At 40.5% G+C, this 24,013-nt stretch carries 20 protein-coding genes; 17 read left to right on the top strand and 3 right to left on the bottom strand.

All coding sequences use genetic code 11. From position 1 onward, the window contains the following. The 5 genes from ACTHN6_RS08645 to ACTHN6_RS08665 form a co-directional block, all read left to right on the top strand. Nucleotides 1–381: class I SAM-dependent methyltransferase (locus ACTHN6_RS08645; protein ID WP_440435348.1), on the top strand; the 381-nt coding region annotated here is incomplete at its 5' end. A 108-nt stretch (nucleotides 382–489) separates the two neighbouring features. After that, nucleotides 490–1,977 carry an aldehyde dehydrogenase (NADP(+)) gene (locus tag ACTHN6_RS08650; RefSeq protein WP_440435349.1) on the top strand — a complete coding sequence of 496 codons (1,488 nt, stop codon included), beginning with the start codon at nucleotides 490–492 and terminating at the stop codon, nucleotides 1,975–1,977. A 35-nt stretch (nucleotides 1,978–2,012) separates the two neighbouring features. Further along, nucleotides 2,013–3,461, top strand: a complete 1,449-nt coding sequence (locus ACTHN6_RS08655) for an APC family permease (RefSeq protein WP_440435350.1) — start codon at nucleotides 2,013–2,015, stop codon at nucleotides 3,459–3,461. Between the two features lie 102 nt (nucleotides 3,462–3,563). Then, nucleotides 3,564–5,963 carry a glycoside hydrolase family 127 protein gene (locus ACTHN6_RS08660; protein ID WP_440435351.1) on the top strand — a complete coding sequence of 800 codons (2,400 nt, stop codon included), beginning with the start codon at nucleotides 3,564–3,566 and terminating at the stop codon, nucleotides 5,961–5,963. 27 nt (nucleotides 5,964–5,990) lie between these two features. Continuing rightward, nucleotides 5,991–7,394, top strand: a complete 1,404-nt coding sequence (locus ACTHN6_RS08665) for an aminopeptidase P family protein (protein ID WP_440435352.1) — start codon at nucleotides 5,991–5,993, stop codon at nucleotides 7,392–7,394. Nucleotides 7,395–7,559: 165 nt separating this feature from the next. On the opposite strand, the gene ACTHN6_RS08670 is transcribed toward ACTHN6_RS08665, so the two are convergent. Together ACTHN6_RS08670 and mgtE are read right to left on the bottom strand one after the other, a co-directional pair. Then, the gene (locus tag ACTHN6_RS08670) at nucleotides 7,560–7,928 is read right to left on the bottom strand and encodes an EthD family reductase (RefSeq protein ID WP_440435353.1); all 369 of its coding nucleotides are present in this window, start codon (nucleotides 7,926–7,928) and stop codon (nucleotides 7,560–7,562) included. Nucleotides 7,929–8,351: 423 nt separating this feature from the next. Beyond that, nucleotides 8,352–9,758, bottom strand: a complete 1,407-nt coding sequence (mgtE, locus tag ACTHN6_RS08675; RefSeq protein ID WP_440435354.1) for a magnesium transporter — start codon at nucleotides 9,756–9,758, stop codon at nucleotides 8,352–8,354. Between the two features lie 103 nt (nucleotides 9,759–9,861). Here mgtE and ACTHN6_RS08680 point away from each other — a divergent pair, with 103 nt between their 5' ends. Continuing rightward, a complete protein-coding gene (locus tag ACTHN6_RS08680) occupies nucleotides 9,862–10,242 on the top strand; it encodes an SET domain-containing protein (protein WP_440435355.1) in 381 nt (126 codons plus the stop codon). 11 nt (nucleotides 10,243–10,253) lie between these two features. Here the strand turns inward: ACTHN6_RS08680 and ACTHN6_RS08685 are convergent, their stop codons facing one another. Further along, nucleotides 10,254–11,510 carry an aspartate kinase gene (locus ACTHN6_RS08685; protein ID WP_440435356.1) on the bottom strand — a complete coding sequence of 419 codons (1,257 nt, stop codon included), beginning with the start codon at nucleotides 11,508–11,510 and terminating at the stop codon, nucleotides 10,254–10,256. Between the two features lie 141 nt (nucleotides 11,511–11,651). Here ACTHN6_RS08685 and ACTHN6_RS08690 point away from each other — a divergent pair, with 141 nt between their 5' ends. From ACTHN6_RS08690 to ACTHN6_RS08740, 11 genes are all read left to right on the top strand, one after another. Further along, entirely contained in the window at nucleotides 11,652–12,209 is a 558-nt protein-coding gene (locus tag ACTHN6_RS08690; protein ID WP_440435357.1) for a dihydrofolate reductase family protein, read from the top strand. Nucleotides 12,210–12,267: 58 nt separating this feature from the next. Beyond that, nucleotides 12,268–12,801, top strand: coding sequence for a dihydrofolate reductase family protein (locus tag ACTHN6_RS08695; RefSeq protein WP_440435358.1), 534 nt, complete (start codon nucleotides 12,268–12,270; stop codon nucleotides 12,799–12,801). Nucleotides 12,802–12,971: 170 nt separating this feature from the next. Then, nucleotides 12,972–14,108 carry an acyltransferase family protein gene (locus tag ACTHN6_RS08700; RefSeq protein WP_440435359.1) on the top strand — a complete coding sequence of 379 codons (1,137 nt, stop codon included), beginning with the start codon at nucleotides 12,972–12,974 and terminating at the stop codon, nucleotides 14,106–14,108. Between the two features lie 124 nt (nucleotides 14,109–14,232). Next, nucleotides 14,233–16,995 carry a DUF1553 domain-containing protein gene (locus tag ACTHN6_RS08705; RefSeq protein WP_440435360.1) on the top strand — a complete coding sequence of 921 codons (2,763 nt, stop codon included), beginning with the start codon at nucleotides 14,233–14,235 and terminating at the stop codon, nucleotides 16,993–16,995. Between the two features lie 151 nt (nucleotides 16,996–17,146). After that, a complete protein-coding gene (locus ACTHN6_RS08710) occupies nucleotides 17,147–17,692 on the top strand; it encodes an ORF6N domain-containing protein (RefSeq protein WP_440435361.1) in 546 nt (181 codons plus the stop codon). A 44-nt stretch (nucleotides 17,693–17,736) separates the two neighbouring features. After that, complete coding sequence (locus tag ACTHN6_RS08715) at nucleotides 17,737–19,239, top strand: DUF1501 domain-containing protein (protein WP_440435362.1); 1,503 nt, start codon at nucleotides 17,737–17,739, stop codon at nucleotides 19,237–19,239. Between the two features lie 33 nt (nucleotides 19,240–19,272). Beyond that, nucleotides 19,273–20,199 carry a sugar phosphate isomerase/epimerase family protein gene (locus ACTHN6_RS08720; RefSeq protein ID WP_440435363.1) on the top strand — a complete coding sequence of 309 codons (927 nt, stop codon included), beginning with the start codon at nucleotides 19,273–19,275 and terminating at the stop codon, nucleotides 20,197–20,199. Between the two features lie 72 nt (nucleotides 20,200–20,271). After that, complete coding sequence (locus ACTHN6_RS08725; RefSeq protein WP_440435364.1) at nucleotides 20,272–20,625, top strand: four helix bundle protein; 354 nt, start codon at nucleotides 20,272–20,274, stop codon at nucleotides 20,623–20,625. Between the two features lie 38 nt (nucleotides 20,626–20,663). Beyond that, nucleotides 20,664–22,070: a c-type cytochrome domain-containing protein gene (locus tag ACTHN6_RS08730; RefSeq protein ID WP_440435365.1), complete on the top strand. Its 1,407-nt coding sequence runs from the start codon at nucleotides 20,664–20,666 to the stop codon at nucleotides 22,068–22,070. A gap of 120 nt (nucleotides 22,071–22,190) precedes the next feature. Further along, a complete protein-coding gene (locus ACTHN6_RS08735; RefSeq protein WP_440435366.1) occupies nucleotides 22,191–23,375 on the top strand; it encodes a DUF5009 domain-containing protein in 1,185 nt (394 codons plus the stop codon). 221 nt (nucleotides 23,376–23,596) lie between these two features. After that, entirely contained in the window at nucleotides 23,597–23,989 is a 393-nt protein-coding gene (locus ACTHN6_RS08740; protein ID WP_440435367.1) for an RNA recognition motif domain-containing protein, read from the top strand. Nucleotides 23,990–24,013 lie beyond the last annotated feature (24 nt).

Genomic DNA, 24,013 nt, shown 5'->3' on the forward strand with positions numbered 1-24,013 from the left:
AGTGTTAGCTTTCTTCAATTTGATATGAATGAAACATGGGATTTTACAAACAGGCAGTTTGACGTAGTGGTATTCAGCCTGGTGCTTGAGCATATTAAAGACATTGACAACATTTTTAATAAAGTATCTGAAAAAATAAAACCAGGTGGTTATTTATATATTGGCGAACTGCATCCTTTTAAACAATACACAGGCTCAAAAGCAAAATTTGAAACCGATAAAGGCACGCAGTTGGTAACCTGCTTTACGCACCATATATCTGATTTTACAAAAGCCGCAAACAAAAATGGATTTCAGATTATATTGATTGATGAGTTTTTTGACGATAATGATAAATCTTCCGTTCCAAGAATACTTACATTATTATTTAAAAGGAAATAATACAAACGATATATCATTCTTCAGTACAATTAAAAACTATACCCTTATCTTAGACGCTATAAGCTTTACCTGCAACAATTTTTTTTAAAATAAATTATTATGCCGAAAATGTCAAACACTGAAACAGCAACAAATATCGATGTGGTAATGCAGCAGGCTTTTGATGCATTCAATCAATACAAAAAATTATCACCAGATAAGCGTGCTGCATTTTTAGAAACGATGGCAGATGAAATTGAAAAATTGCGTGATCAATTGGTGCCTGTTGCCAATGAAGAAACAAATTTGCCCGCGGCAAGGTTAAATGGTGAAATATCACGCACTACCGGCCAGCTAAAAATGTTTGCCACATTAATAAAAGAAGGCAGTTGGGTAGAAGCAAGTATAGACACTGCCGATGCAGGCCGCACACCGCCCAGGCCCGGCATTCGTAAAATGCTCGTGCCCGTTGGGCCGGTAATTGTTTTTGGCGCCAGTAATTTTCCTTTTGCATTTTCTACAGCCGGCGGCGATACTGCCAGCGCACTGGCTTCCGGTTCAAGCGTAGTTATAAAAGCGCATCCTGCACATCCAAAAACTTCAGCACTTGTTTTTACAGCCATGCAAACAGCCATCATTAATTCGGGTGTGCCGCAATATACCGTTCAGCATGTAACAGATACAAGTAATGAAGCGGGTAAAGCCTTGGTTACACATCCTTACACAAAAGGCGTGGGTTTTACGGGTTCTTTTGCAGGCGGTAAAGCGTTGGTGGAATATGCCAGCCAGCGTGAAATACCTATTCCTGTTTTTGCGGAAATGAGCAGCATTAACCCGGTGGTTTTTTATCCCGACACCCTGTCTAAAAATGCTGAAGCTTTAGCAACACAATATGCCGCTTCCATTACTTTAGGCGCCGGGCAGTTTTGCACCAACCCCGGCTTGCTCTTAGGTATAAAAAGCGATGGCTTTGATCATTTTTTACAGGCACTTGGAAAAGAAATTACTAAGGTTCAGCCGCAGAAAATGCTGCATAGCGGCATTTGTTCTTCTTACAAAAAAGCTCTTTCGCAAATGCAGCAGCAGCAAGGCTTAGAGGTTATCGCACAATCATCGGCGGCAGCTAATGATATGGAAGCAGGTGCCATACTGGCCACAGTAACCGGCAATGATTTTCTTGGTAATGCACATTTCTTGGAAGAAGTGTTCGGGCCTTATTCGCTGGCGGTGATTTGCGATGATAAAGATCAACTAATGCAATGCCTGCAAAAACTGAAAGGCCAGCTTACATCATCTGTAATGGCAACAGAAAAAGATATTGAGGAATATGCTGATGTGATAGACCTGCAACACACGCTTGCCGGAAGGATCTTATTAAATAATGCGCCAACCGGCGTTGAAGTTTGCGCCAGTATGGTGCACGGCGGCCCCTACCCGGCTACAACCGATGCAAGATTTACATCCGTTGGCACAACGGCCATTAAACGTTGGGTACGGCCGATATGCCTGCAAAACTTTAATGATAATATGCTGCCGGATGCACTGAAGAATAATAACCCGCTGGGCATTCTGCGGCTTGTGAATAATGTGTATACAAGAGAAGCAGTAAACGAATAAAGCTGGAGGTTATATTTGGCAATCAAAACTTTTACATGCAGGAACCCACTCAAAAAAAATTCAAACAGTCATTCAGCCTGCTCGATGCAACAATGATCGTTGCAGGCTCCATGATTGGCTCCGGTATTTTTATTGTAAGCGCTGATATGACACGCACTGTCGGCTCTGCCGGCTGGCTTATCTTACTCTGGGTATTAACCGGTGTGCTAACATTAATCGCTGCGCTGAGTTACGGTGAGTTGAGTGCCATGTTTCCAAAAGCAGGCGGGCAATATGTTTATCTTAAGGAAGCCTATAATCCTTTAACCGGTTTCCTGTATGGCTGGAGTTTTTTTGCCGTTATACAAACAGGAACCATCGCTGCCGTTGGCGTTGCTTTCAGTAAGTTTGCTTCTTATATTTTTCCTTCACTGGGAGAAACTAATATTCTTGCCGACATTGGTTTTATAAAAATATCAGCCGCTCAAATCACTTCCATTCTTTTAATTGTCTTTCTGACAGCGGTAAATACAATGGGTGTAAAAGAAGGTAAACTTATTCAAACCTTTTTTACACTTGTGAAAATAGGCGCTCTTTTCGGCCTGACTATATTTGGCTTTATGGCCGCCAGCAAAACCACATGGAATGCCAACTGGTCAAGTGGTTTTTCTTTTGGAAAGATGGATGGCGATATGCTGGTTCCATATGTTGGCTTTGCCGGCATTGGCGCTATTTCAGGCGCAATGGTAGGCAGCCTCTTCAGCAGCGATAGCTGGAATAATGTAACCTTTATTGCCAACGAAATTAAAAATCCAAAACGCAATATCGGCCTGGCGCTTTTTCTCGGAACGCTCATCGTTACATTAATCTATACGGCCACCAATTTAATGTACCTCGCTGTTATGCCTTTACAGGGTATTGCAAACGCAGAAAATGATCGTGTAGGTGTTGATGCTGCCAAACTTATCTTCGGCAGCGGCGGTACAATCATTATTGCTGTAATGCTCATGGTATCAACGTTTGGATGCAACAACGGCCTCATATTATCTGGCGCAAGGGTGTACTATACCATGGCGAAAGATGGCCTGTTTTTTCAGCAGGCAGGAAAATTAAATAAGAACGCAGTGCCCGCCCGTGGCTTATGGATTCAATGCCTGTGGGCAAGCGTTTTATGCTTAAGCGGTAAGTATGGCGACCTGCTGAACTATATTATTTTTACAGTGCTTATCTTTTATATTCTTACCATAATCGGCATATTTATTTTGCGCAAAAAAAGGCCTGATATTCCACGCTCCTATAAAGCTTTTGGCTATCCTGTATTGCCGGCATTATATGTGATTGCAGCATGCATTATTTGCATTGCTTTATTAAGGTATAAACCTGATTACACCTGGCCCGGCTTGGGAATTGTGCTATTAGGCATTCCCATTTATTATTTTGTTTGGAAACATAAGCATGTGGTTGAAGAGGCACCCGGGGATGATGAGAACTTCACGAAAGATTAATGTTATTTGAATATTGACATTTAATTTCAAATAACATACCTGTATAAGCGCATAACGATAATGCCATTCGTTGCCGGATTAGGTAGTATTAAAATTAAATCAATGAAAAAAATTTTCAGTTGTGCAGCTGCATACTTTTTACTAAACACAGCCATAGCTCAAAAGCCTGATTACCCTATTCAGCCGGTGGCTTTTACACAGGTGCATTTAACTGATGATTTCTGGAAACCACGTTTGGAAACAAATGCAACGGTTACCATTCCGTATATTTTAGATCAATGCCGTGTGCATGGAAGGATTGACAATTTTTTGATTGCTGCACATAAGAAAAAAGGCAAGCTTACAGTATATCCTTTTGATGATACCGATTTATATAAACTGATTGAAGGCGCATCATACAGCCTGCAGGAAAAATATGATGCGAGGCTTGACAGGCAACTGGATACACTTATAAACATTATTGGCGCTGCACAGGAACCGGACGGATATTTATATACCTTTCGTACCGCAGGTATTATTGATGATACAAAAACAACAAATACACCGCAGGATTGGATAGGCAGCAAGCGCTGGGAAAAAGATTCCATTTTAAGCCATGAGTTATATAACAGCGGTCATCTGTATGAAGCAGCTGTTGCACATTATGCAGCAACCGGTAAAAAATCATTATTAAATATTGCCATAAAAAATGCAGACCTGCTGGTTAAAACTTTTGGGCCGCATGGCATTCATGAATATCCCGGCCACCAGATTGTAGAACTGGGTTTGGTGAAGATGTACCGCGCCACCGGCAAAGAAGATTACTTAAAGCTGGCCAAATTCTTTTTGGATGTACGAGGGCCTGGCGGTGAAGCCTACAACCAGGCTGATAAAAAAGTGGTTGATCAAACAAAAGCGGAAGGGCATGCTGTACGCGCCGCTTATATGTACACCGGCATGGCTGATGTGGCTGCACTTACCAGCGATGAAGGTTACCTTAATGCCATCAACACTATCTGGGATGATGTAACGTTGCATAAATTATACATTACCGGCGGCATTGGCGCTACCAATAATGGTGAAGCTTTTGGTGATGATTACGACCTGCCCAACATGAGCGCTTATGCCGAAACATGTGCTGCCATCGGCAATGTTTACTGGAACCAGCGCATGTTTTTATTGCATGGGGATGCTAAATACATGGATGTGCTGGAACGCACACTGTACAACGGTTTGCTGAGTGGTATATCTTTAAGCGGCAACCGTTTCTTTTATCCAAATCCATTGGCTTCGGTAGGCCAGCATCAGCGCAGTGCATGGTTCGATTGCGCCTGCTGTATTACCAACATGACAAGATTTTTACCATCTATGCCCGGTTATATTTATGCGCATAATGCAAACGATTTATATATAAACTTATTTGTGAGCAATAATGCAACCATCAATTTAAAATCAACGGCAGTAAAGCTTGTTCAGCAAACAGCATACCCATGGCAGGGCAAAGTGGAAGTGGTTGTTGAACCTGCAAAAGCAAGTGATTTTACTATGCATATACGCATTCCCGGATGGGCCAGGAATGAGCCAGTAACAGGCAGTGATTTGTATGCTTTTATGAATAATGATGCTGAAAATATTCCGATATATGTGAATGGTGAGAAAGTAAATTATAGCATGCAGAAAGGATATGCGGTTATTAACCGCACCTGGAAAAAAGGCGATAAGATAACCGTGGATTTTCCAATGGATGTACAGAAAGTAACAGCCAATCCAAATGTAAAAGCTGATGCCGGCCGTTTTGCTTTACAGCGTGGCCCTGTAATGTATTGCATTGAAGGCGTTGACCAGAAAGACAGTTCGGTAATGAGCCTTGTGGCTGATTCCAATACAGTGTTTAAGGCTGTTTATAAACCTGATGTTTTAAACGGCATTACCCAAATTAATTTTAAAGGTTATGAAGCAACAAAAAATAATAACACAACTTCATCAACGCAAACCATAACGGCTATTCCTTATTATAGCTGGAATAATCGCGGCAGTGGTGAAATGGAAGTATGGATACCATACCAGCCAGGCATTGCAAAGCCAAAGGCGGAACCAACGATCGCATCAAAATCCACCGTAACTTCTTCTGTTAATAAAAAGCTCATGCTGAAAGCTGTGCACGATCAGTATGAACCGGCAGACAGCCACGATCAAAGCATGAGCTACCTGCATTTCTGGCCTGCAAAAGATACTACGGAATGGATACAGTATGATTTCGATTCAGCTTATACTATTTCAAAAAGCCGGGTGTATTGGTACGATGATAAACCCTGGGGCGGCTGCGACCTTCCGGCATCCTGGAAATTATTATATAAACAGGGAAATGAATGGCTGCCGGTTGAAAACACAAGTGCGTATGAAATTGCAAAAGACAAATACAATACAGTTGAATTTAAACCTGTAACCACAACAGCATTAAAGCTGATAATTCAATTGCCAAAAAACGATGCCAGCGGCGTGCATGAATGGATAGTGGAATGAGTTATGAAATGATGGTAACTTGCAGGCATGAACAACAATCTTTTTCCGAAAGAGGTTTATATCAACAGGAGAAAACGCCTTGCAGAAAATGTGGGCGGCGGCCTTATCGTTTTATTGGGCAATGAAGACAGCCCGATGAATTATGCGGATAATTGTTTTCCCTTCAGGCAGGATAGTACGTTCCTTTATTATTTTGGTTTGGATATTCCTATGCTGGCTGCTGTTATTGATATTGACAACGGCAACGAAATTATATTCGGTAATGATGTAAGCATGGATGACATCATCTGGACCGGAACTTTGCCTTCAATAACAGCGCTTGCAGCAGCAGTTGGCATTGCATCAACACAACGTTATCACAATATTGAAACCGTTATACAAAACGCCAAATCCAAACATCAAACCATACATATACTTCCACCCTATCGTGCAGAGAATAAAATAAAATTGTCTCAATGGCTTGGCGTAAATGTGCATGCAGTATCTCAATCAGCTTCATTAAAACTTATTAAATCTGTTATTGCACAAAGGGAGCGCAAGGAAGCCTGCGAAGTGGAACAATTAAACCATGCAGTATCCATCAGTGCAGATATGCATCTCGCTGCTATGCAACTTGCAAAGCCGGGCATGATGGAATATGAAGTGGCTGCAAAAGTGGAAGAAATAGCGTTAGCAAATAACGGACGATTGTCTTATCCCATCATCCTGACTATTAATGGCCAAACATTGCACAATCATTATCACGGCAACCAGTTGAAAGATGGCGATATGGTTTTAATTGATGCAGGCGCCGAAAATATAATGCATTATGCCGGCGATCTTACCCGCACTTTTCCTGCCGGCAAAATTTTTACAACAAGGCAAAAAGATTTATACAACGTGGTATTGGCTTCTCTAAACCATGCAAGTACTTTATTGAAGCCTGGCATTGAGTACAGGGAAATTCACAGGCAGGCAAGTATTAAATTACTGGAAGGTTTAAAACAGTTAGGCCTTGTGAAAGGAGATGCTGAAGAAGCCGTGCATGCAGGCGTGCACACTTTATTTTTTCAATGCGGTGTTGGGCACATGATGGGTTTGGATGTGCATGATATGGAAGACCTCGGCGAGCAATATGTTGGCTATACAGACACACTTAAAAAAAGCACGGAGTTTGGCTGGAAATCGCTGCGGCTTGCAAAACAATTAAAGCCCGGTTTTGTATTAACCGTTGAGCCCGGCCTTTATTTTATACCGGAGTTAATTGATCGCTGGAAGGCTGAAAATAAACTGCGCGATTTTATTAATTACGATGTGGTTGAACAATACAGGAATTTTACCGGCATTCGCATAGAAGATAATTACCTTATTACTGATGCGGGCGCTCAGAAGCTTGGAAAGCATCTTATAAAAGAAGCGGGTGAAATTGAAGCAATAAGACAGAATGCATGAAAAAAATTTGATTGCGGACTGTTTAATTTTTAAAACAATTTCATCGCTATTTTCTTTTGCTATTGCTTATTAAATAGCCTGCCCGTTCTACCGTAACCTGTCAATACTATTTGCATGTTGCAATAATATTAAATAAAGAAGTTCCGGTTAATCAAAATCTTATTTCTATTCTTTACTTGCCTTATTGTATCCTACATATTTTATTTCACTTATTTGAATGACAGGCTGGATGTTTGTATATTTTTGAATATCCGTACGTATAGTATCTAAGTTTTGTGCAATTGCCTTATTATATTCAGCAACATCATCAATGAAAAAATAACCTACAGCCACAAAAGGTGCTTTATCATTTGATGCTCTGCCGGCCACCCCTCTATCAATTTCGTAAAATCTTAAATTCTTCCCTAAAAACCCCGCTACCATTGGCATATGATTCTTTTCATAATAATCCATATCAAATTTTTTATCTTCTCCATTTGGATAAAGTATTGACACTTTAAACATTCCGGTTATTGGCATAGATGATTGTTTCATTTGACTCGTTTTGCAACTTATAAATACCATAAATACTAAACTTAATAAGAGAATTTTGATACTGGTCATGATGTTTTTCTGTTTATAATTTTAAAATTTGGCTACCAATATAATAAAACCATTCAAAAACCAGATATTCAAAAGCAATTGTGTTAGGATGATCCAACCAGGGCTGTATTGACCTTGCAACCAACGAATTCAATCAGGAATGATAATGTGGGCGTTTATAGAACCTCTTGTTAGTAACAAGATTAACAAGGCGCAGAACTTTATTATGGTCTGGCGCTTTTAAGCGTCTGACCGCATCGGCAGCCGCATTTAAAGCGTCAGATGATAAACCAGGTAAATCCATTAATCCTGCAAATCGCGGTTCAGCAATTTGCTGCCATGAAGTATCAACTGTTGACAGATATAAATTTCCTTTTACAATAATATCCCCTGCAGGAACATATAAGCAATGGAAAAATAAATAACAATGCCGGTAACATCAACCAGCGTTGCTACAAACGGCGCGGATGACACAGCAGGATCGGCGCCAAACTTCTTTAAGGCAATGGGCAGCATGGAGCCGCTTAATGTGCCCCACAAGACGACTCCAATTAAAGATATGCCTACACTTATGGCAATTAATAACCAGTGTTCGCCATATAAATCTTCAATAACACCATTTGCCATAAGCATGTGCCATAAGAAAATTCTTATAAAGCCAATAACACCTAAAATACTGCCCAGTAAAAGACCGCTTAAAATTTCGCGGCGCATTACACGCCACCAATCAGACAGCCCTACATCGCCCACGGCCATAGCCTGAATAATAAGCGTAGAAGCCTGTGAACCGCTGTTGCCGCCGCTACTCATAATAAGGGGAATAAACATAGCCAGAACGGTGGCCTTGGCAATTTCATCGTTATAGCGCGCCATGGCAGTTGCCGTTAATAATTCGCCGAGAAATAATACAATAAGCCAGCCGGCACGTTTGCGCACCAGTTTGAATAACGGTGTATCCAGGTAAGGTTCATCCAATGCTTCGGTACCACCAATCTTTTGTATGTCTTCGCTAAACTCTTCGTTGGCCACCCAAAGCATATCATCTATGGTTACAATACCAAGCAGTATATTGTTATCATCGGTTACCGGCAGGGCAACGCGATTATTCATTTTAAATACTTCGTTGGCATGTTCCTGGTCATCTTTCACGTGTAATGCAATTACACGTTCATCCATCAGGTCTTCAATTTTTTTATCGGGCGAAGAAAGAATTATATCGCGTATCCTTAAGTCATCAATCAGTTCGCCCCTGCGGTTAATGACATAAATAACGTCAATAGTTTCTGAATTCTTGCCCACCTTGCGAATGATGTTTAACACCTGTTCAATAGTGTTGAAGGGATAAACATAAATGTAATCAGGCGTCATTAAACGGCCCACGCTGTCTTCCGGGTAGCCAAGCATGGACAGTGTTACTTTTCTTTCTTCGGGGTTGAGCAGTTTTATTAAATCGCGTATAACTTCTTTGGGTAATTCTTCCAGGAAATCTGTACGGTCATCGGCAGGAAGCTCGTTCAATAATTCAGCTGTTTTAAACGAAGGCAGTTCATGCACAATTTGTTTTTGCCTGGCAAGGTCAAGTATCTTAAACACAGCGGCGGCGCGGTTAATAGCCATGTTGGCAATTATCTGCGCCTCATAATCGGGGTTGTCGTAAATAAGGTCTGCAACGTCGCTAATATTCTGGTCGTCGAGAAACCTGCGTATAGCCTGAAGATCGTTGGCCTGCATCAGTTGGTCAAACTGTTCTGAAAGTGAAGGCTGTTCTAATTCAAAGCTCATGCACGCAAATTAGGTAAACAAAAGTAGCTGCAAAGAAAAATCAATATTAAATGTGTCCAATTAAAAGCCGCATATTATATTGTGGCCTAATCATAAACTTTTCATGATAGCAGCAGTAACCATTGGCAAATCGCCAAAACGCGGCAGGGGCGTATTTGCAGTGAAAAATATTAAAAAAGGCACCGTTATAGAAATATCCCCGGTAATTGTATTAAGCCCTGAAGAACGCAAAGCCATTGAAAAAACCTTATTATTCCATTATGTTTTTGAATGGGGTGATGATAAAAAGAAAGCCGCGGTTGCATTGGGTTACGTGTCCATGTATAACCATAGTTACGATGCCAATTGCGAATATGAAATGGAATTCGGAAAAAAACGTATGACCGTACGGGCTGTAAAAGATATTAAAAAAGGCGAGGAACTTTATATAAATTATAATGCGACGCCGGATGATACAACGCCGGTTTGGTTTGATACCAAATAAACTTCCGCTCTTTACCTGTATAATACCTGCACTGTTTCCGGTGTTTGCTGCTTTAGAATGATTTGTTTATTACTGGTCATCTTCAACAGCAAATCATTATTATAATGCCTGATGGTTAACAGTGACAGGTCTTTTTCAACCTGCACATCAAATATCAAACTGGCTGCGGCAGCAAGCTGTTCAATTTTTTCGGCGCGGTCATCCAAACATAACTGCAGGCTGATGGCGCCGGTTTGTATAAGATTAGGTTTGACATTTAATTCGCCAAGCATTTTATACAGCTCACTCATCGGTTTCTCCCCTACAAAAGAAAAATCCTGGCTATGCAGATGCATCAAAGCCTGCCTTTCTTTTATAATAACAATAGGCGGGAGATTTTTTATTTGCTTTTTATAAATGATGGTTCCGGGTAATGAAGCATCCAGAAAACATTTTACATGCAAAGGGATGCCTTTGTTCTGCAAGGGCTTTATGGTTTTAGGATGAATGACCTGCGCCCCGTAATATGCCATTTCAATTACTTCATCAAAACTTAGTTCAGGCATTAACTGCGCGTCGGGAAACTGCTTGGGGTCGGCACTCATTACACCTTCCACATCTTTCCATATTGTCTGGCTTTCCGCATTCAATATATTAGCAAATACGGCGGCTGTATAATCGCTGCCTTCCCGGCCAAGGGTTGTGCTTTCGTTCTCATCGGTACTGCCTATAAACCCTTGCGTAAGCATAATATTATTATCATTCTCTTCCACAAGTTGCATTATTTTTTTTGAGGTATAATCCCAATCAATATTCGCTTCCCTGAAATTATCATCTGTGCGGATGATATCTCTCACATCAACCCATTTATTGGTAATACCTGCTTCATTCAGGTAATAACTGATGATGCAGGTGCTTAACAGTTCGCCGCAACAAACAACCTGGTCGTAGTAATAATCATAGTCCTGCACAGGTTTATCATGCAGCAGCCATTCAACTTCGGTAAAAAAATTATTCAATTGCTCATAACAGGCATTGTAATGCGTAACCAATAAATATTTAGCGGTAGTAAGATGATTGTTTTTAATAACATTAAATAACTGCAGCGCTTCTTCCTTTTTCCCATTATAAAAAGCTTCTGTAACTTTTTCCAAAGCGTTGGTTGTTTTGCCCATTGCAGAAATAATAACAATAAGCTTTTCATTTTTATAAGCCGACAAAATATCTTTTATATGTTGAATACGCTCAACAGAATTTACACTGGCGCCGCCAAACTTAAATACCTTCATACATGTTATTTGAAAACCGCGCAAAGATAACTGGTGGAATGGTTGAAACCATTTAGGATAAAAGTAGCTGCAATTATTTTCAAAGGTTTGCGGGTAACGTATATTTGGGAGTAAGCAGCATTGTAAAACAACAACTCAAAAATGTCAACAGGCAAATTTAAAATAACAATCCATATGGTTTCAAGCCTTGACGGTATTATTGCCAAAAGCGACAATAGTATTTCGTGGTTTGATACATCGCATAAGTATGACAAAGGCGTTGACGGGCAAGATCCGGAAGAGTTTCTAAAAACAATAGATTGCTATATAATGGGCTCACATACTTATGAACATGCTTTGGAGCTTTCAAAATCTTATGGTTGGGCTTATGGCGAAAAACCGACAATCGTATTGACAAACCGAAACCTGGCAACCGACAAGCCAAATGTTGAATTTTTTTCAGGCGGCCTAAACAAACTTGTAAACGAACAACTGAAACCAAATTACGAAAATGTGTGGGTAGCAGGCGGTGCCATGCTTACGAAAGAACTTATCCGGCAAAAATTAGCAGACGAAATAAGGATAAGTATTTTGCCAATTATTTTAGGGGATGGGCTATTGCTTTTTGATAATATCGGGCAAGAACAGATACTGTATCTGAAAGACACGACAGCATATAAAAACGGAATGATAGAACTATGCTACGAAATAAAAAAATAACAGGCAACAACAAAAGAGCAAAGCAGCTTTGCTTTGCCCAACAAGAAAATAAAAAACTATGCGAAAATTATCACTTTTTATAGCAACAAGTTTAGACGGCTACATTGCAAAACCAAATGACGACCTCAGCTTTCTGAAAATAGTTGAAAAAGAAAAAGAGGACTACGGTTATTCAGCGTTTATTGCAAATATTGATACGATTATTCTTGGCAGAAAAACCTATGACTACGTGCTTGAAAAAATAGGCCCTTCATATTACGACAACGGCCAACGGGACATATTTGTAATTACAAGAACCGGAAAGCCGAAAACAGGCAGAACAACTTTTTATACAGGAGAATTGGCCAAGCTCGTTAAACAACTAAAATCTGAAAATGGTAAGAATATTTATTGTGATGGCGGCGCAGAAATTATAAATGAACTTTTGCAGCACGACCTGATAGACGAGTTTATAATTTCCGTTATTCCAATTTTAGTTGGTAACGGAACAAGATTATTTAAAGATAACAGGCCTGAACAACTGCTTGAGCTTTTGAGTGCAAAAACGTTTGATACAGGACTAACTCAATTACATTATAGACGAAAAAAATAACGGTAAAAAATAAAATCCGCCAGACAAAAACTTAAACCGCTAACATCGGTTTCCTTTTCCGTATATCTCTTTGCACAGAACCTAAATAATTCAATGCAATTTTTTAAGTTATTTAAATATCTTGGCTCACTTATTCACCGGTTGAATGTCATCAACTCAATAAATTATTAATGGCCTCACCAACTGTTACACAGCAAAAAAAGCGTTTGCTTTCTCTTGATTTTTTTCGCGGCTTAACTATTGCCGCCATGATTTTGGTAAACAACCCCGGTAGCTGGAGCTATGTATATGCGCCGCTGGAACATTCAAAATGGAATGGCTGCACGCCCACCGACCTTATATTTCCCTTCTTCATATTTATGGTGGGTGTTTCCATTGTATATGCCATGAGTTCTAAGAAAGCCGACAAAAGCCTGCACAAAGCGGCCATCTTAAAAGCTTTGTGGCGCTCCATAAAAATTTATCTCATCTATGTAATCATACATTTTTTATTTGTATTCAACTTTCATCATTTCAGGATATTGGGCGTATTGCCACGCATTGCTATTGTGTTTTTTATCTGTACCATTGTTTATCTTAAAACAAATTTCAAAACCTGGCTTTGGCTATTTGCCATTATACTTATTGCCTATTGTTTTTTAATGACGGTGGTACCGGTGCCGGGTTATGGTTACGCTATTCTTGAACCTGGCAAAAACCTTGCAGCATGGATAGATTACAATATTCTTACACCGGAGCACATGTGGAGCGGCACCAAAACCTGGGACCCCGAAGGCATTTTAAGCACATTGCCTTCCATCGGCACATGCCTGTATGGAATAATGGTAGGCGCCACATTAAAACGTACCGATAAAAGCGAAGCCGAAAAAGTTGCCTGGCTTTTAACCTTTGCCGTTTTTTCTGTAATGCTGGCATTGATATGGAACAACTGGTTTCCCATTAATAAATCTTTATGGACGAGTTCCTTTGTTTTATACACCGGTGGTTTGGCCACAGCCGGCCTGGCTGTTTCTTACTGGCTGATTGATGTGCATCACCGGAAAAAATATATTACACCATTTGTGGCGTATGGCGCAAATGCAATCACAGCTTACGTTGCAGCCGATGTAGTGTTAGCAGTTTTGAGCTGGATTCATCTTGACCTGGATGGCAAAACAGTAAACCTGCAGGCATATTTATATCAAACTATTTTTGTTCCCAACTTCTCTCCCATTAATGCTTCACTTGCCGGCGCTGTAACTTTTGTGCTGATATTAATGGTTCCCATGCTTATTTTATATAAAAAGAAAATATTCTTAAAGGTGTAGATATAAACGCTGATTATTATACTTATCGTGATAAATTTCACAACTATGCAAAAATCATAACATGAAAGATAAGATACTTGAAAGCCTTTGCGTGTTTTCTTAACTTTACATCTCTTATAGTTGCATGCATACTCTTTTTAATAAACGATTGCTCATTGCTGTTACCGTTATAGCTATCCTGGTTATAACAGGTGGTTGGATAATTCATAAATCTTCCAATAAAATTGATTTCAGCACACAGGTAAAACCTATTATTAACAGAAGCTGTATCAGTTGTCACGGGGGCGTAAAGGCCAAAGGCGGTTTTAGCTTGTTATTCCGGGAAGAAGCGCTGGCAAAAACCAAAGACAGTATTTATGCCATCATTCCCGGCGATGCAGATGGCAGTGAAATGATACGCCGCCTTACATCAAAAGATCCCGAAGAAAGAATGCCTTATCAGCATGCGCCGCTTCCAAAAGAAGAAATAGAAATTTTACGCAAATGGATTGACCAGGGCGCACAATGGGGTGATCATTGGGCTTATATTCCTTTAAAACCTGTTGAAGTGCCACAGCCCAAAAAGTTTTTTGGTTTATTCAAATCAAAAAGCGCATGGGCGCAGAATGAAGTGGATAACTTTATTGAAGATAAATTCAGCGAAGCAAATCTTAAACCTTCTCCGCAGGCCGATAAGGCAACCTTATTAAGACGTGTAAGCCTTGATATTATTGGCATGCAGCCATCAGATAATATTGCCAATAAATTTTTACAAAGCAATGATGACAATGCTTACAACGAACTGGTTGATTCATTACTGGCTTCAAAACATTTTGGTGAAAAATGGGCCAGTATGTGGCTTGACCTGGCAAGGTATGCCGATACCAAAGGCTATGAACGCGATGCCGGCCGCAATATATGGCGCTATCGCGACTGGCTGATAGACGCATTCAATAATGACATGCCTTATGATTCATTTCTTATAAAACAAATTGCAGGCGATCTCTTAAAAGGTGCTACGGATGCTGATTATATTGCCACTGCATTTAACCGCAATACGATGACAAATGATGAAGGCGGTACCGATAATGAAGAATTCAGAACGGCCGCCGTGCTTGACCGTGTAAACACAACCTGGTATGCGGTAATGGGCACAACGTTTTCCTGCGTGCAGTGCCACAGCCATCCTTACGATCCCTTTAAACATGAAGATTATTATAAGTTCATGGCTTTTTTTAACGATACCCGTGATGAAGACACAGAAGCCGATTATCCGTTGCTGCGCACCTATAATAACGATACTTTGCAGCAGGAACTTTCAACTGTTGTTAACTGGATAAAACAAAATGTATCTGAGCAAAAATCGAAGGAAGTATATACATTTTTAAAAACATGGCAGCCTGCCTATAACTCGCTTACCTGCGATAGTTTTACCAACAGCGAATTGAATGACACTAAATGGACATCATTCCGTAACCATGCCGTATGCCGCTTAAAAAATGTTGATTTAAATAATAGAGACCGTTTAATATTCCGCTACCAGGGTTGGGTGGCAGGCGGTGTTTGGCAGATACATCTCGACAGTGCAAATGGCGAAACCATTGCAACTATTCCGCTATTCCAGACAAATGGCTGGCAAATAGCAGAAACAACACTGAAGCCTTCAGCCGGTGCGCACAATCTTATTTTTACATACACAAACAATAATCTTAAAAAGCCTGCTGATGCAGGCGCCCTGCTCGACTGGCTATACTTCACGCAGGAATTTCCCGGCAAGGATAAACAGGGCTATGCAGTTATAAAAGACGACTACTGGAAATTGCTGAAGGCAAATGTTCCCACCACGCCCATTATGATGGATAACCCGAAAGATATGCACCGGGCAACTTATGTTTTTGAACGGGGTAACTGGTTAACAAAAGGCGATAAAGTAGCGCCCGGCGTGCCAGCCTCTTTAAACACTCTCCCAAAGAATGCGCCGCAAAACCGCCTGGGGCTTGCCTTGTGGATTACATCAAAACAAAACCCTTTAACGGCCCGCACAATGGCTAACCGGGTATGGGAGCAGTTGTTTGGCACCGGGCTGGCTGAAACACTGGAAGATCTTGGTACGCAGGGTAGTCCGCCAACACATGCAGAACTGCTGGATTTTTTAAGCTACCAGTTTATGCATGATGATAATTGGAGTATGAAAGCGCTCATCAAAAAAATTGTAACAAGCGCAACCTATAAACAGGATTCCAGGCTTACGCCGGAGCTTGAACAAAAAGACCCGCAGAATAAATTTTATGCCCGTGCGCCACGCATCCGTTTATCAGCAGAACAGTTAAGAGACCAGTCGCTTTGCATCAGCGGCCTGATGAGTGCTAAAATGTATGGACCCGGTGTAATGCCTTATCAGCCAAAAGGTATATGGTTGTCGCCGTGGAATGGTGCAGACTGGGTGCAAAGCGAGGGCGAAGACCAGTACCGCAGGGCCGTTTATACTTACTGGAAACGGTCTTCAGCCTATCCGTCTATGCTGGCATTTGATGGCGTTTCGCGGGAGCTTTGTTCGGCACGCCGCATACGCACCAATACACCATTGCAGGCGCTTACAACGCTGAATGATTCGGCTTATATTGATGCTGCCCGCCATTTTGCATACCGCCTGCAGCAATATGGCGGCGATGTTAAAACACAGATCAGCAAAGGGTTCCAGCTTGCAACTTATCAATCAATAAATGATAAAAGTTTGAATGCTTTATTAAACCTGTACAATAAAGCGCTTCATCAATTCAACAATAATAAAAAAGAAATTTGTGAGATGACTGGAGGTATGAATGAACATACAAATGCGGCAACCGCAGCGCTCATCGTTGTTGCAAATGCTATATTAAATTTGGATGAAGTGGTAACAAAGAATTAAGGAGGAAGCTTGAGCTATTGGCGGGCGGGCTACAATTGAAGATCACAGATTGTGATTTCCAATTGAATAAGCTTGAAGTGGCAGTTTGCAACTTCAAAATAAAAACAAACTTGAAATCCTATTTTGTGATGTCAAACTAAACTCATAAAAAATGAGTAAAGAAACTAAGAAAGTACAATTGGTTTTGCCGGATGAAGTGGTAATGAACAAAATATATTTAATACGCGGACAAAAGGTAATGCTTGACAAGGATTTGGCCGAAATGTACGGTGTTGAGACAAAAGCGCTTAAGCAGGCAATCAGGAGAAATATCGATCGCTTTCCTGAAGATTTCATGTTTGAGCTTACAAAAGAAGAAATGGAAAGTTTGAGGTCACAAATTGTGACCTCAAACAGAGGAGGTACAAGATACCAGCCCTTTGCATTCACCGAACAAGGTGTGGCCATGCTTTCAAGTATTTTAAACAGCACTGTTGCTATACAGGTAAATATTCAAATCATCCGCATTTTTACCAAAATGCGGGAAATGCTCTTAACGAATAAGGATATTTTACTAAAGTTAGAAAGACTTGAAAAAGATGTAACAACCAACAAACAGGATATCGCAAACATATTTGAAGCATTAAAACAATTATTAAAACCCCCTGCAGAAAAGAGAATAAGAATTGGCTTTAAACCTGATGAGGATAATAATTGATTTGCCGGCTTGCAGCTTGTAGCCTGCAGCTAAAAGCTTACAACATGACTCAAAAAGAACTACATAACCAGCGCCTCTTGCGTGAAGCAGAGAAATCGGTACTGCAAATGCATACGCGCCGCCACTTTATTAAAGAAAGCGCTATGGGGCTGGGTGGTCTTGCATTGGCTGCATTGTTTGGATGCGGGAAGAATACTGCATCATCACAAATTGCATTTGATCCGGCACACCCGCTGGCGCCGAAACTTCCACCATTCCCCGGCAAGGCAAAAAGTGTTATTTACCTGCATATGGCCGGCGCACCATCTCAGCTTGAGCTGTTTGATTATAAACCCGAGTTAATGAAAATGGATGGGCAGCTTTGCCCGCAATCTTTATTGGAAGGAAAAAGATTTGCATTCATACGCGGCGTACCGAAGATGTTAGGCCCGCAGGCAAAATTTGCACAGCATGGCCAGAGCGGCGCCTGGGTAAGTGAAAACATGCCGCATCTTGCATCTATCGTGGATGAAGTAAGTTTTTTAAAAGCCGTATCTACAGATCAATTCAACCACGCACCTGCACAGTTGCTGGTACACACAGGGTCTCCGCGTTTGGGCAGGCCAAGCATTGGCAGTTGGGTTACTTACGGCCTGGGTACAGAAAATGAAAACCTGCCTGGATTTGTTGTATTAACAAGCGGCGGCAGAAATCCCGATGCCGGTAAAAGCGTATGGGGCAGCGGCTTTCTGCCAAGTGTTTACCAGGGGGTGCAGTGCCGCAGCGAAGGGGCGCCGGTATTGTTTTTAAATGATCCCGATGGCATGAGCCGCGATTTACGCAAGGCAAGCATTGATGCCATTAACCAGGTGAACACTGAAGAATATAAACAATATAAAGACCCTGAAATCCTCTCCCGCATTTCACAATACGAGATGGCCTATAAGATGCAGATATCTGTGCCGGAAGTAATGAATATAAATGATGAGCCGCAATACATTCATGATATGTATGGCACAAACCCGGGGGAGGCTTGTTTTGCCAACAATGTGTTACTGGCAAGAAAGCTGGTTGAAAAGGGCGTTCGTTTTGTGCAGTTATTCGATTGGGGATGGGACAGTCATGGCACTGATGCCAACCTCGCCATAGATGTAGGCTTCATCAATAAATGCAGGCAGGTGGATAAAAGCATCACCGCATTGATACTCGATTTAAAACAACGCGGTTTACTGGAAGAAACATTGGTGGTGTGGGGCGGTGAATTTGGCAGAACGCCTATGATGGAAAACCGCGAAGGGAAACAAAACCCGTTTAAGGGAAGGGACCATCATACTGAAGCATTTACCATATGGATGGCCGGCGCCGGCATTAAAAAAGGCGGCAGTTATGGTGAAACGGATGAAATTGGTTACAGTGCTGTTAGCGGTAAGGTTGACACGTTTGATGTACAGGCGACCATTCTCAACCAGCTTGGTTTTGACCACGAACAATTTACATACGACTTCCAGGGAAGGCCTTTCAGGCTAACGGATACAAAAGGGAAGGTAATCCAGGAAATAATTGCTTAATAATTTATCTGATACAACCATATAAACAACAAATTGAAAAGAAGAAATTTCATTCAAACCACTATATCTGCAACGACAGCACTCATGCTTTCATCGCTGAAAACTTTTGCAACACCGCTTTCAATAAATAACATGAATAAAAATTTTCAATTAAAAATCTTAGCCACCAACTGGGGCTTTAACGGAACGATAGATGAGTATTGCACCAAAGTAAAAAAAGAAGGATATGATGGCATTGAAATATGGTGGCCAACTGAAAAAAAAGACCAGGATGAACTATTTGCAGCTTTAAAAAAGCATAAGCTGGAAGTTGGTTTTTTAACGGCAGGCCATGAGAAAGATTTTAAACAGCATCTGCAAAGTTTCACCAGCATGATTGATGCTGCCATTAATAATACCATTCAAAAACCATTGTATATAAATTGCCATTCGGGCAGGGATTATTTTTCCTTTGAACAGGGCAAAGCTTTTATTGATCATACAACCGCGCTGCATCAGTCAACCGGAATAAAAATCTGCCATGAAACACATCGTTCGAGATTGATGTATGCAGCGCCGGTTGCGAGGCATTATCTTGAAAATATTCCTGATTTACGTTTTACACTGGATATATCGCACTGGTGCAATGTGCACGAAACTTTACTTGAAGACCAGCAGGAAACAGTTGACCTTGTTTTGCCAAGGGTGGATCATGTGCATGCGCGCATTGGCCACCAGGAAGGGCCGCAGGTAAATGATCCGCGTGCACCGGAGTGGAGTGATGCCGTTAAAGCACATTTTGCATGGTGGGATAAAATTGTTGAGATGAAAAAGCAACAGGGTGATACACTTACCATTCTCACAGAATTTGGCCCGCCGAATTATTTGCCCACCATTCCATATACACAGCAACCTTTAGCCGATCAATGGGCGATTAATGTTTACATGATGAAGGTGTTGAGGGAGAGATATGGGAAATAGCTGTGAGCTATGAATGATAAGCTACAAGCTGTTAGCTGCACGCTACAAGAAAGAAACTAAACCACAATTAGTATGAAAAATTTTAAACAATTAAGAATATGGCAAAAAGGATTTGATATTGCCGTAAATTCTTTTAAACTAACAGCTACTTTTCCAAATGAACAAAAATTTGGGATTGGTTCACAAATAACAAGAGCAGCAGTTTCAATCCCTTCAAATATTGCAGAAGGAAGCAGCCGAAGCAGCGAAAAAGATTATAACCGGTTTCTTGAGATTTCACTTGGTTCAACATATGAATTAGAAACCCAATTATTAATTTCACAAGCTGCGGGGCCTGGTAATAATAATTCTTCAAACAAAATCTTATCTGATATTGTTGAAGAACAAAAAATGCTGATAGGATTTATAAATAAACTCAATACCTGAAAGCGTGTAGCTTGCAGCTAACAGCTTGTAGCTTTTTTATGATCGAATTCCTTGGCCACTTTCATCCACTGCTTGTTCATTTGCCCATTGGCATTTTACTCGTTGCTTTATTACTGCAATGGTTTTCCCGGAAAAAGAAATATGAAGTATTCCAACATGCTGTTCCTGTAATATTATTAACCGGTGCCATCATGGGTTTGTTTTCCTGTATTACCGGGTATTTGCTTTCTATAACGGATGATTATGATAAAGATATTGCGAGCTGGCACATGTGGATGGGCATTGCTACTACACTCGTGGCTTTTGTTTTATATGCGAAAGAAAAAAATAACCGGTTTAAGATAAATAAAACGCTGTTGTCTGTTATGCTTTTAATTTTAATAGCATTAACCGGGCACCTGGGTGGATCGCTTACGCATGGCTCTGATTATTTGTCCAGGCCTTTTAAAAAAATTTTTAATAATGATACGGCTGAATCCACGATTATAAAACCTATTGCCAATGTGCAGGAGGCACAGGTGTATGCAGATGTTATACAGCCTATCTTTCAAACAAAATGCTACTCCTGCCACGGACCTAACAAGCAAAAAGGCAAACTAAGAATGGATGATAGTTTGCGGTTAATGAAAGGTGGTAAAGATGGAATTGTGATTGAAGCCGGTAATGCTGATGCAAGCGAACTTATTAAAAGAATGCTGCTGCCGGACTACGATGATGACCACATGCCGCCCAAAGAAAAGCCACAGCCAACAAAAGAACAACTTGCATTAATACACTGGTGGATTTCAAACGGCGCATCATTTGATAAAAAAGTAAGCCAGCTTCCGCAGGATGATAAAATAAAACCATTGTTGATTGCTTTACAAAATGTCAGTCCTGAAATAAAAGTAACATCCGATCTTCCCACGTCACCGGTTGAGCCAGCCGATGCAAGCGTGGTTACACAACTGAAAGCAAAAAAAATCTTCGTATTGCCGGTTGCATTAAACAGTAATTATGTTACAGTAAGTTTTATCAACGATACAATTATTGATAATAATGATTTACAGTTAATAGCAAAACTCAGCAAACAATTGGTTTCTTTAAAACTGAGTGGCACAAATATGAATGATGAAGGTTTAAAAATAATTGCACAATGCAATAACCTTATCAAATTATTTTTAGATGGTACACATATTTCTGATAACGGCTTAAAAAGTTTAACGGCGCTTACTAATCTCCGCTATTTAAATCTTGTACATACAAAGGTTTCGGCACAAGGTGTAAGTGAATTAAAGGCCCTGCCCAAATTACAATCAATCTATCTTTATAAAACATTAATTGCAAAGCAGGATTGGCCGCGTTTGCAGCAGGCATTTCCCAAAACACAGCTTGACAGCGGCGGTTATATTGTGCCTACATTAGCTACAGATACCACAATGGTTAAAGCAAAAATTGAATATTAATCAGGATATAATATTTGAAAAATAATTTTTCATAACATTATTGACTGCTGTTTAAAGAAGTAAATTTTTATTGAAGCCGAAACTTTGCTTTATTGCATTGTATCAAACCAGTTACAGGTTATGCAACAACTGCCACGCCGCCTGCAATCAATAGATGTATTCAGGGCCATTACCATGTTTCTCATGATCTTCGTAAACGATGTAGATGGCGTAAGCAATATTCCCGAATGGATAAAGCATGTTAGCGCTACTGCCGATGGCTTAGGTTTTGCCGATACCATTTTTCCATCCTTTCTTTTTATCGTGGGGCTTTCTGTTCCTTTTGCCTTACATAAAAGAATGCAATCCGGCGAAAGCAAACTATCTATTGCAGGGCATATTATCCTTCGCTCCCTTGCCCTCATCATTATGGGTTTCTTTCATGTAAACCTTGAAAGTTATAATGAGGAAGTTACCTTATTACCAAAAGCTGTTTGGGAAATATTAATAACGCTTGCCTTTTTTCTTATATGGCTTGATTATAAAACCACCAGCAAAATCAAACAGTATATTTTACAGTCGGCCGGTATTATAATTTTAATAGTAATGGCGGTTTTATATAAAGGTGAATCACCACACGGCATAGTATGGATGCAACCGCATTGGTGGGGCATTTTAGGATTAATAGGATGGGCCTATTTAACCTGTGCATTAATTTATCTTTTCAGCAATGGCAGGTTAAAATTGTTGCTTGCCGCATTTATTTTCTTTCTTATTTATACAACGCTTAGTCAAACAGCGCTGCTAAACCCTGTTTCAGGTATATTAAGATATTGCTGGTTTTTAAACGGTGGTTCTGAAGTATCATTTATCATGAGCGGCATTATTGTTTCTGTTATTTACAGGCAAGGCAATAGCATCAGCACAACGAAATTTTTTACAATAATGTTTTTAGCAGGTGTTGGTATGATAGCACTTGGCTTTATATTAAGGCCATTTGGCGGCATTTCAAAAATACACGGCACGCCATCATGGGTTGGCATTTGCACCGGTATCAGTATTCTTGTTTTCAGCTTATTGATCTATTTAATCGATATAGAGAAAAAAGGAAATTGGTTTGATATAATAAAACCGGCAGGCACCAGCACGTTAACCTGTTACCTTATCCCCTATTTTTTATATTCTTTTATGGTCTTGTTCCATATAAATTACCCCGCATTTCTTTCCGAAGGTATGGGCGGTTTACTGCGCTCATTTGCCGTTGCATTTATTGTAATTTTTATAACAGCTATGCTGGAAAAGAAAAACACCCGGTTGAAAATATGACAGGTAAAGAGAGGTGGCCTGGTTGAATAGTTGACAGGTTGAAATGTAGCGCGGGATCAGGAATAAACCTGTGAATTTTGTGAACTGGTGAAACCCTATTCCAGGCAGGAAAACACGTTTATTGTTAAATTTCTCCTATCATGTAATTTAAACGATTAAATTATGGTATAAATGCCTGTTTTGAAAAGCTAAAGATTACATTTGCCGAAACAATTATTTACATGAAGCTCTTCGTTACGGGATTCCCCAATGATTTTGATGATACCGATTTAAAAGAAATGTTTGAATTGTACGGCACTGTAACGTCGGCAAGATTTGTTATGGACCGCAACACCGGCCGGCGAAAGAGCTTTGGCTTTGTAGAAATGCCCGATAGCCTTGAAGCATTGCAAACTATTGAAGCGCTTGACGGCGCCGGCATTAAAGGTAAAAAGCTCTCTATAAAGAAAGCCGAAGAAAGAAGCGCTGAAGGCGGTGGCGGCAGGGATAATTACAGAAGCAGCGGCCGCGATAATTTCAGAAGTGGTGGCGGTGGCGGCCGGGATAATTACAGGGGTAGCCGCGACAGGGATAATGACAGGGACAGAGGTGATTTTAACAGGAGAAGATTTTAAAGTATTTTCCGGTATTCATCGTTA

The sequence above is a fragment of the Parafilimonas sp. genome (assembly GCF_051953455.1).
Taxonomy (GTDB): Bacteria; Bacteroidota; Bacteroidia; order Chitinophagales; family Chitinophagaceae; genus Parafilimonas.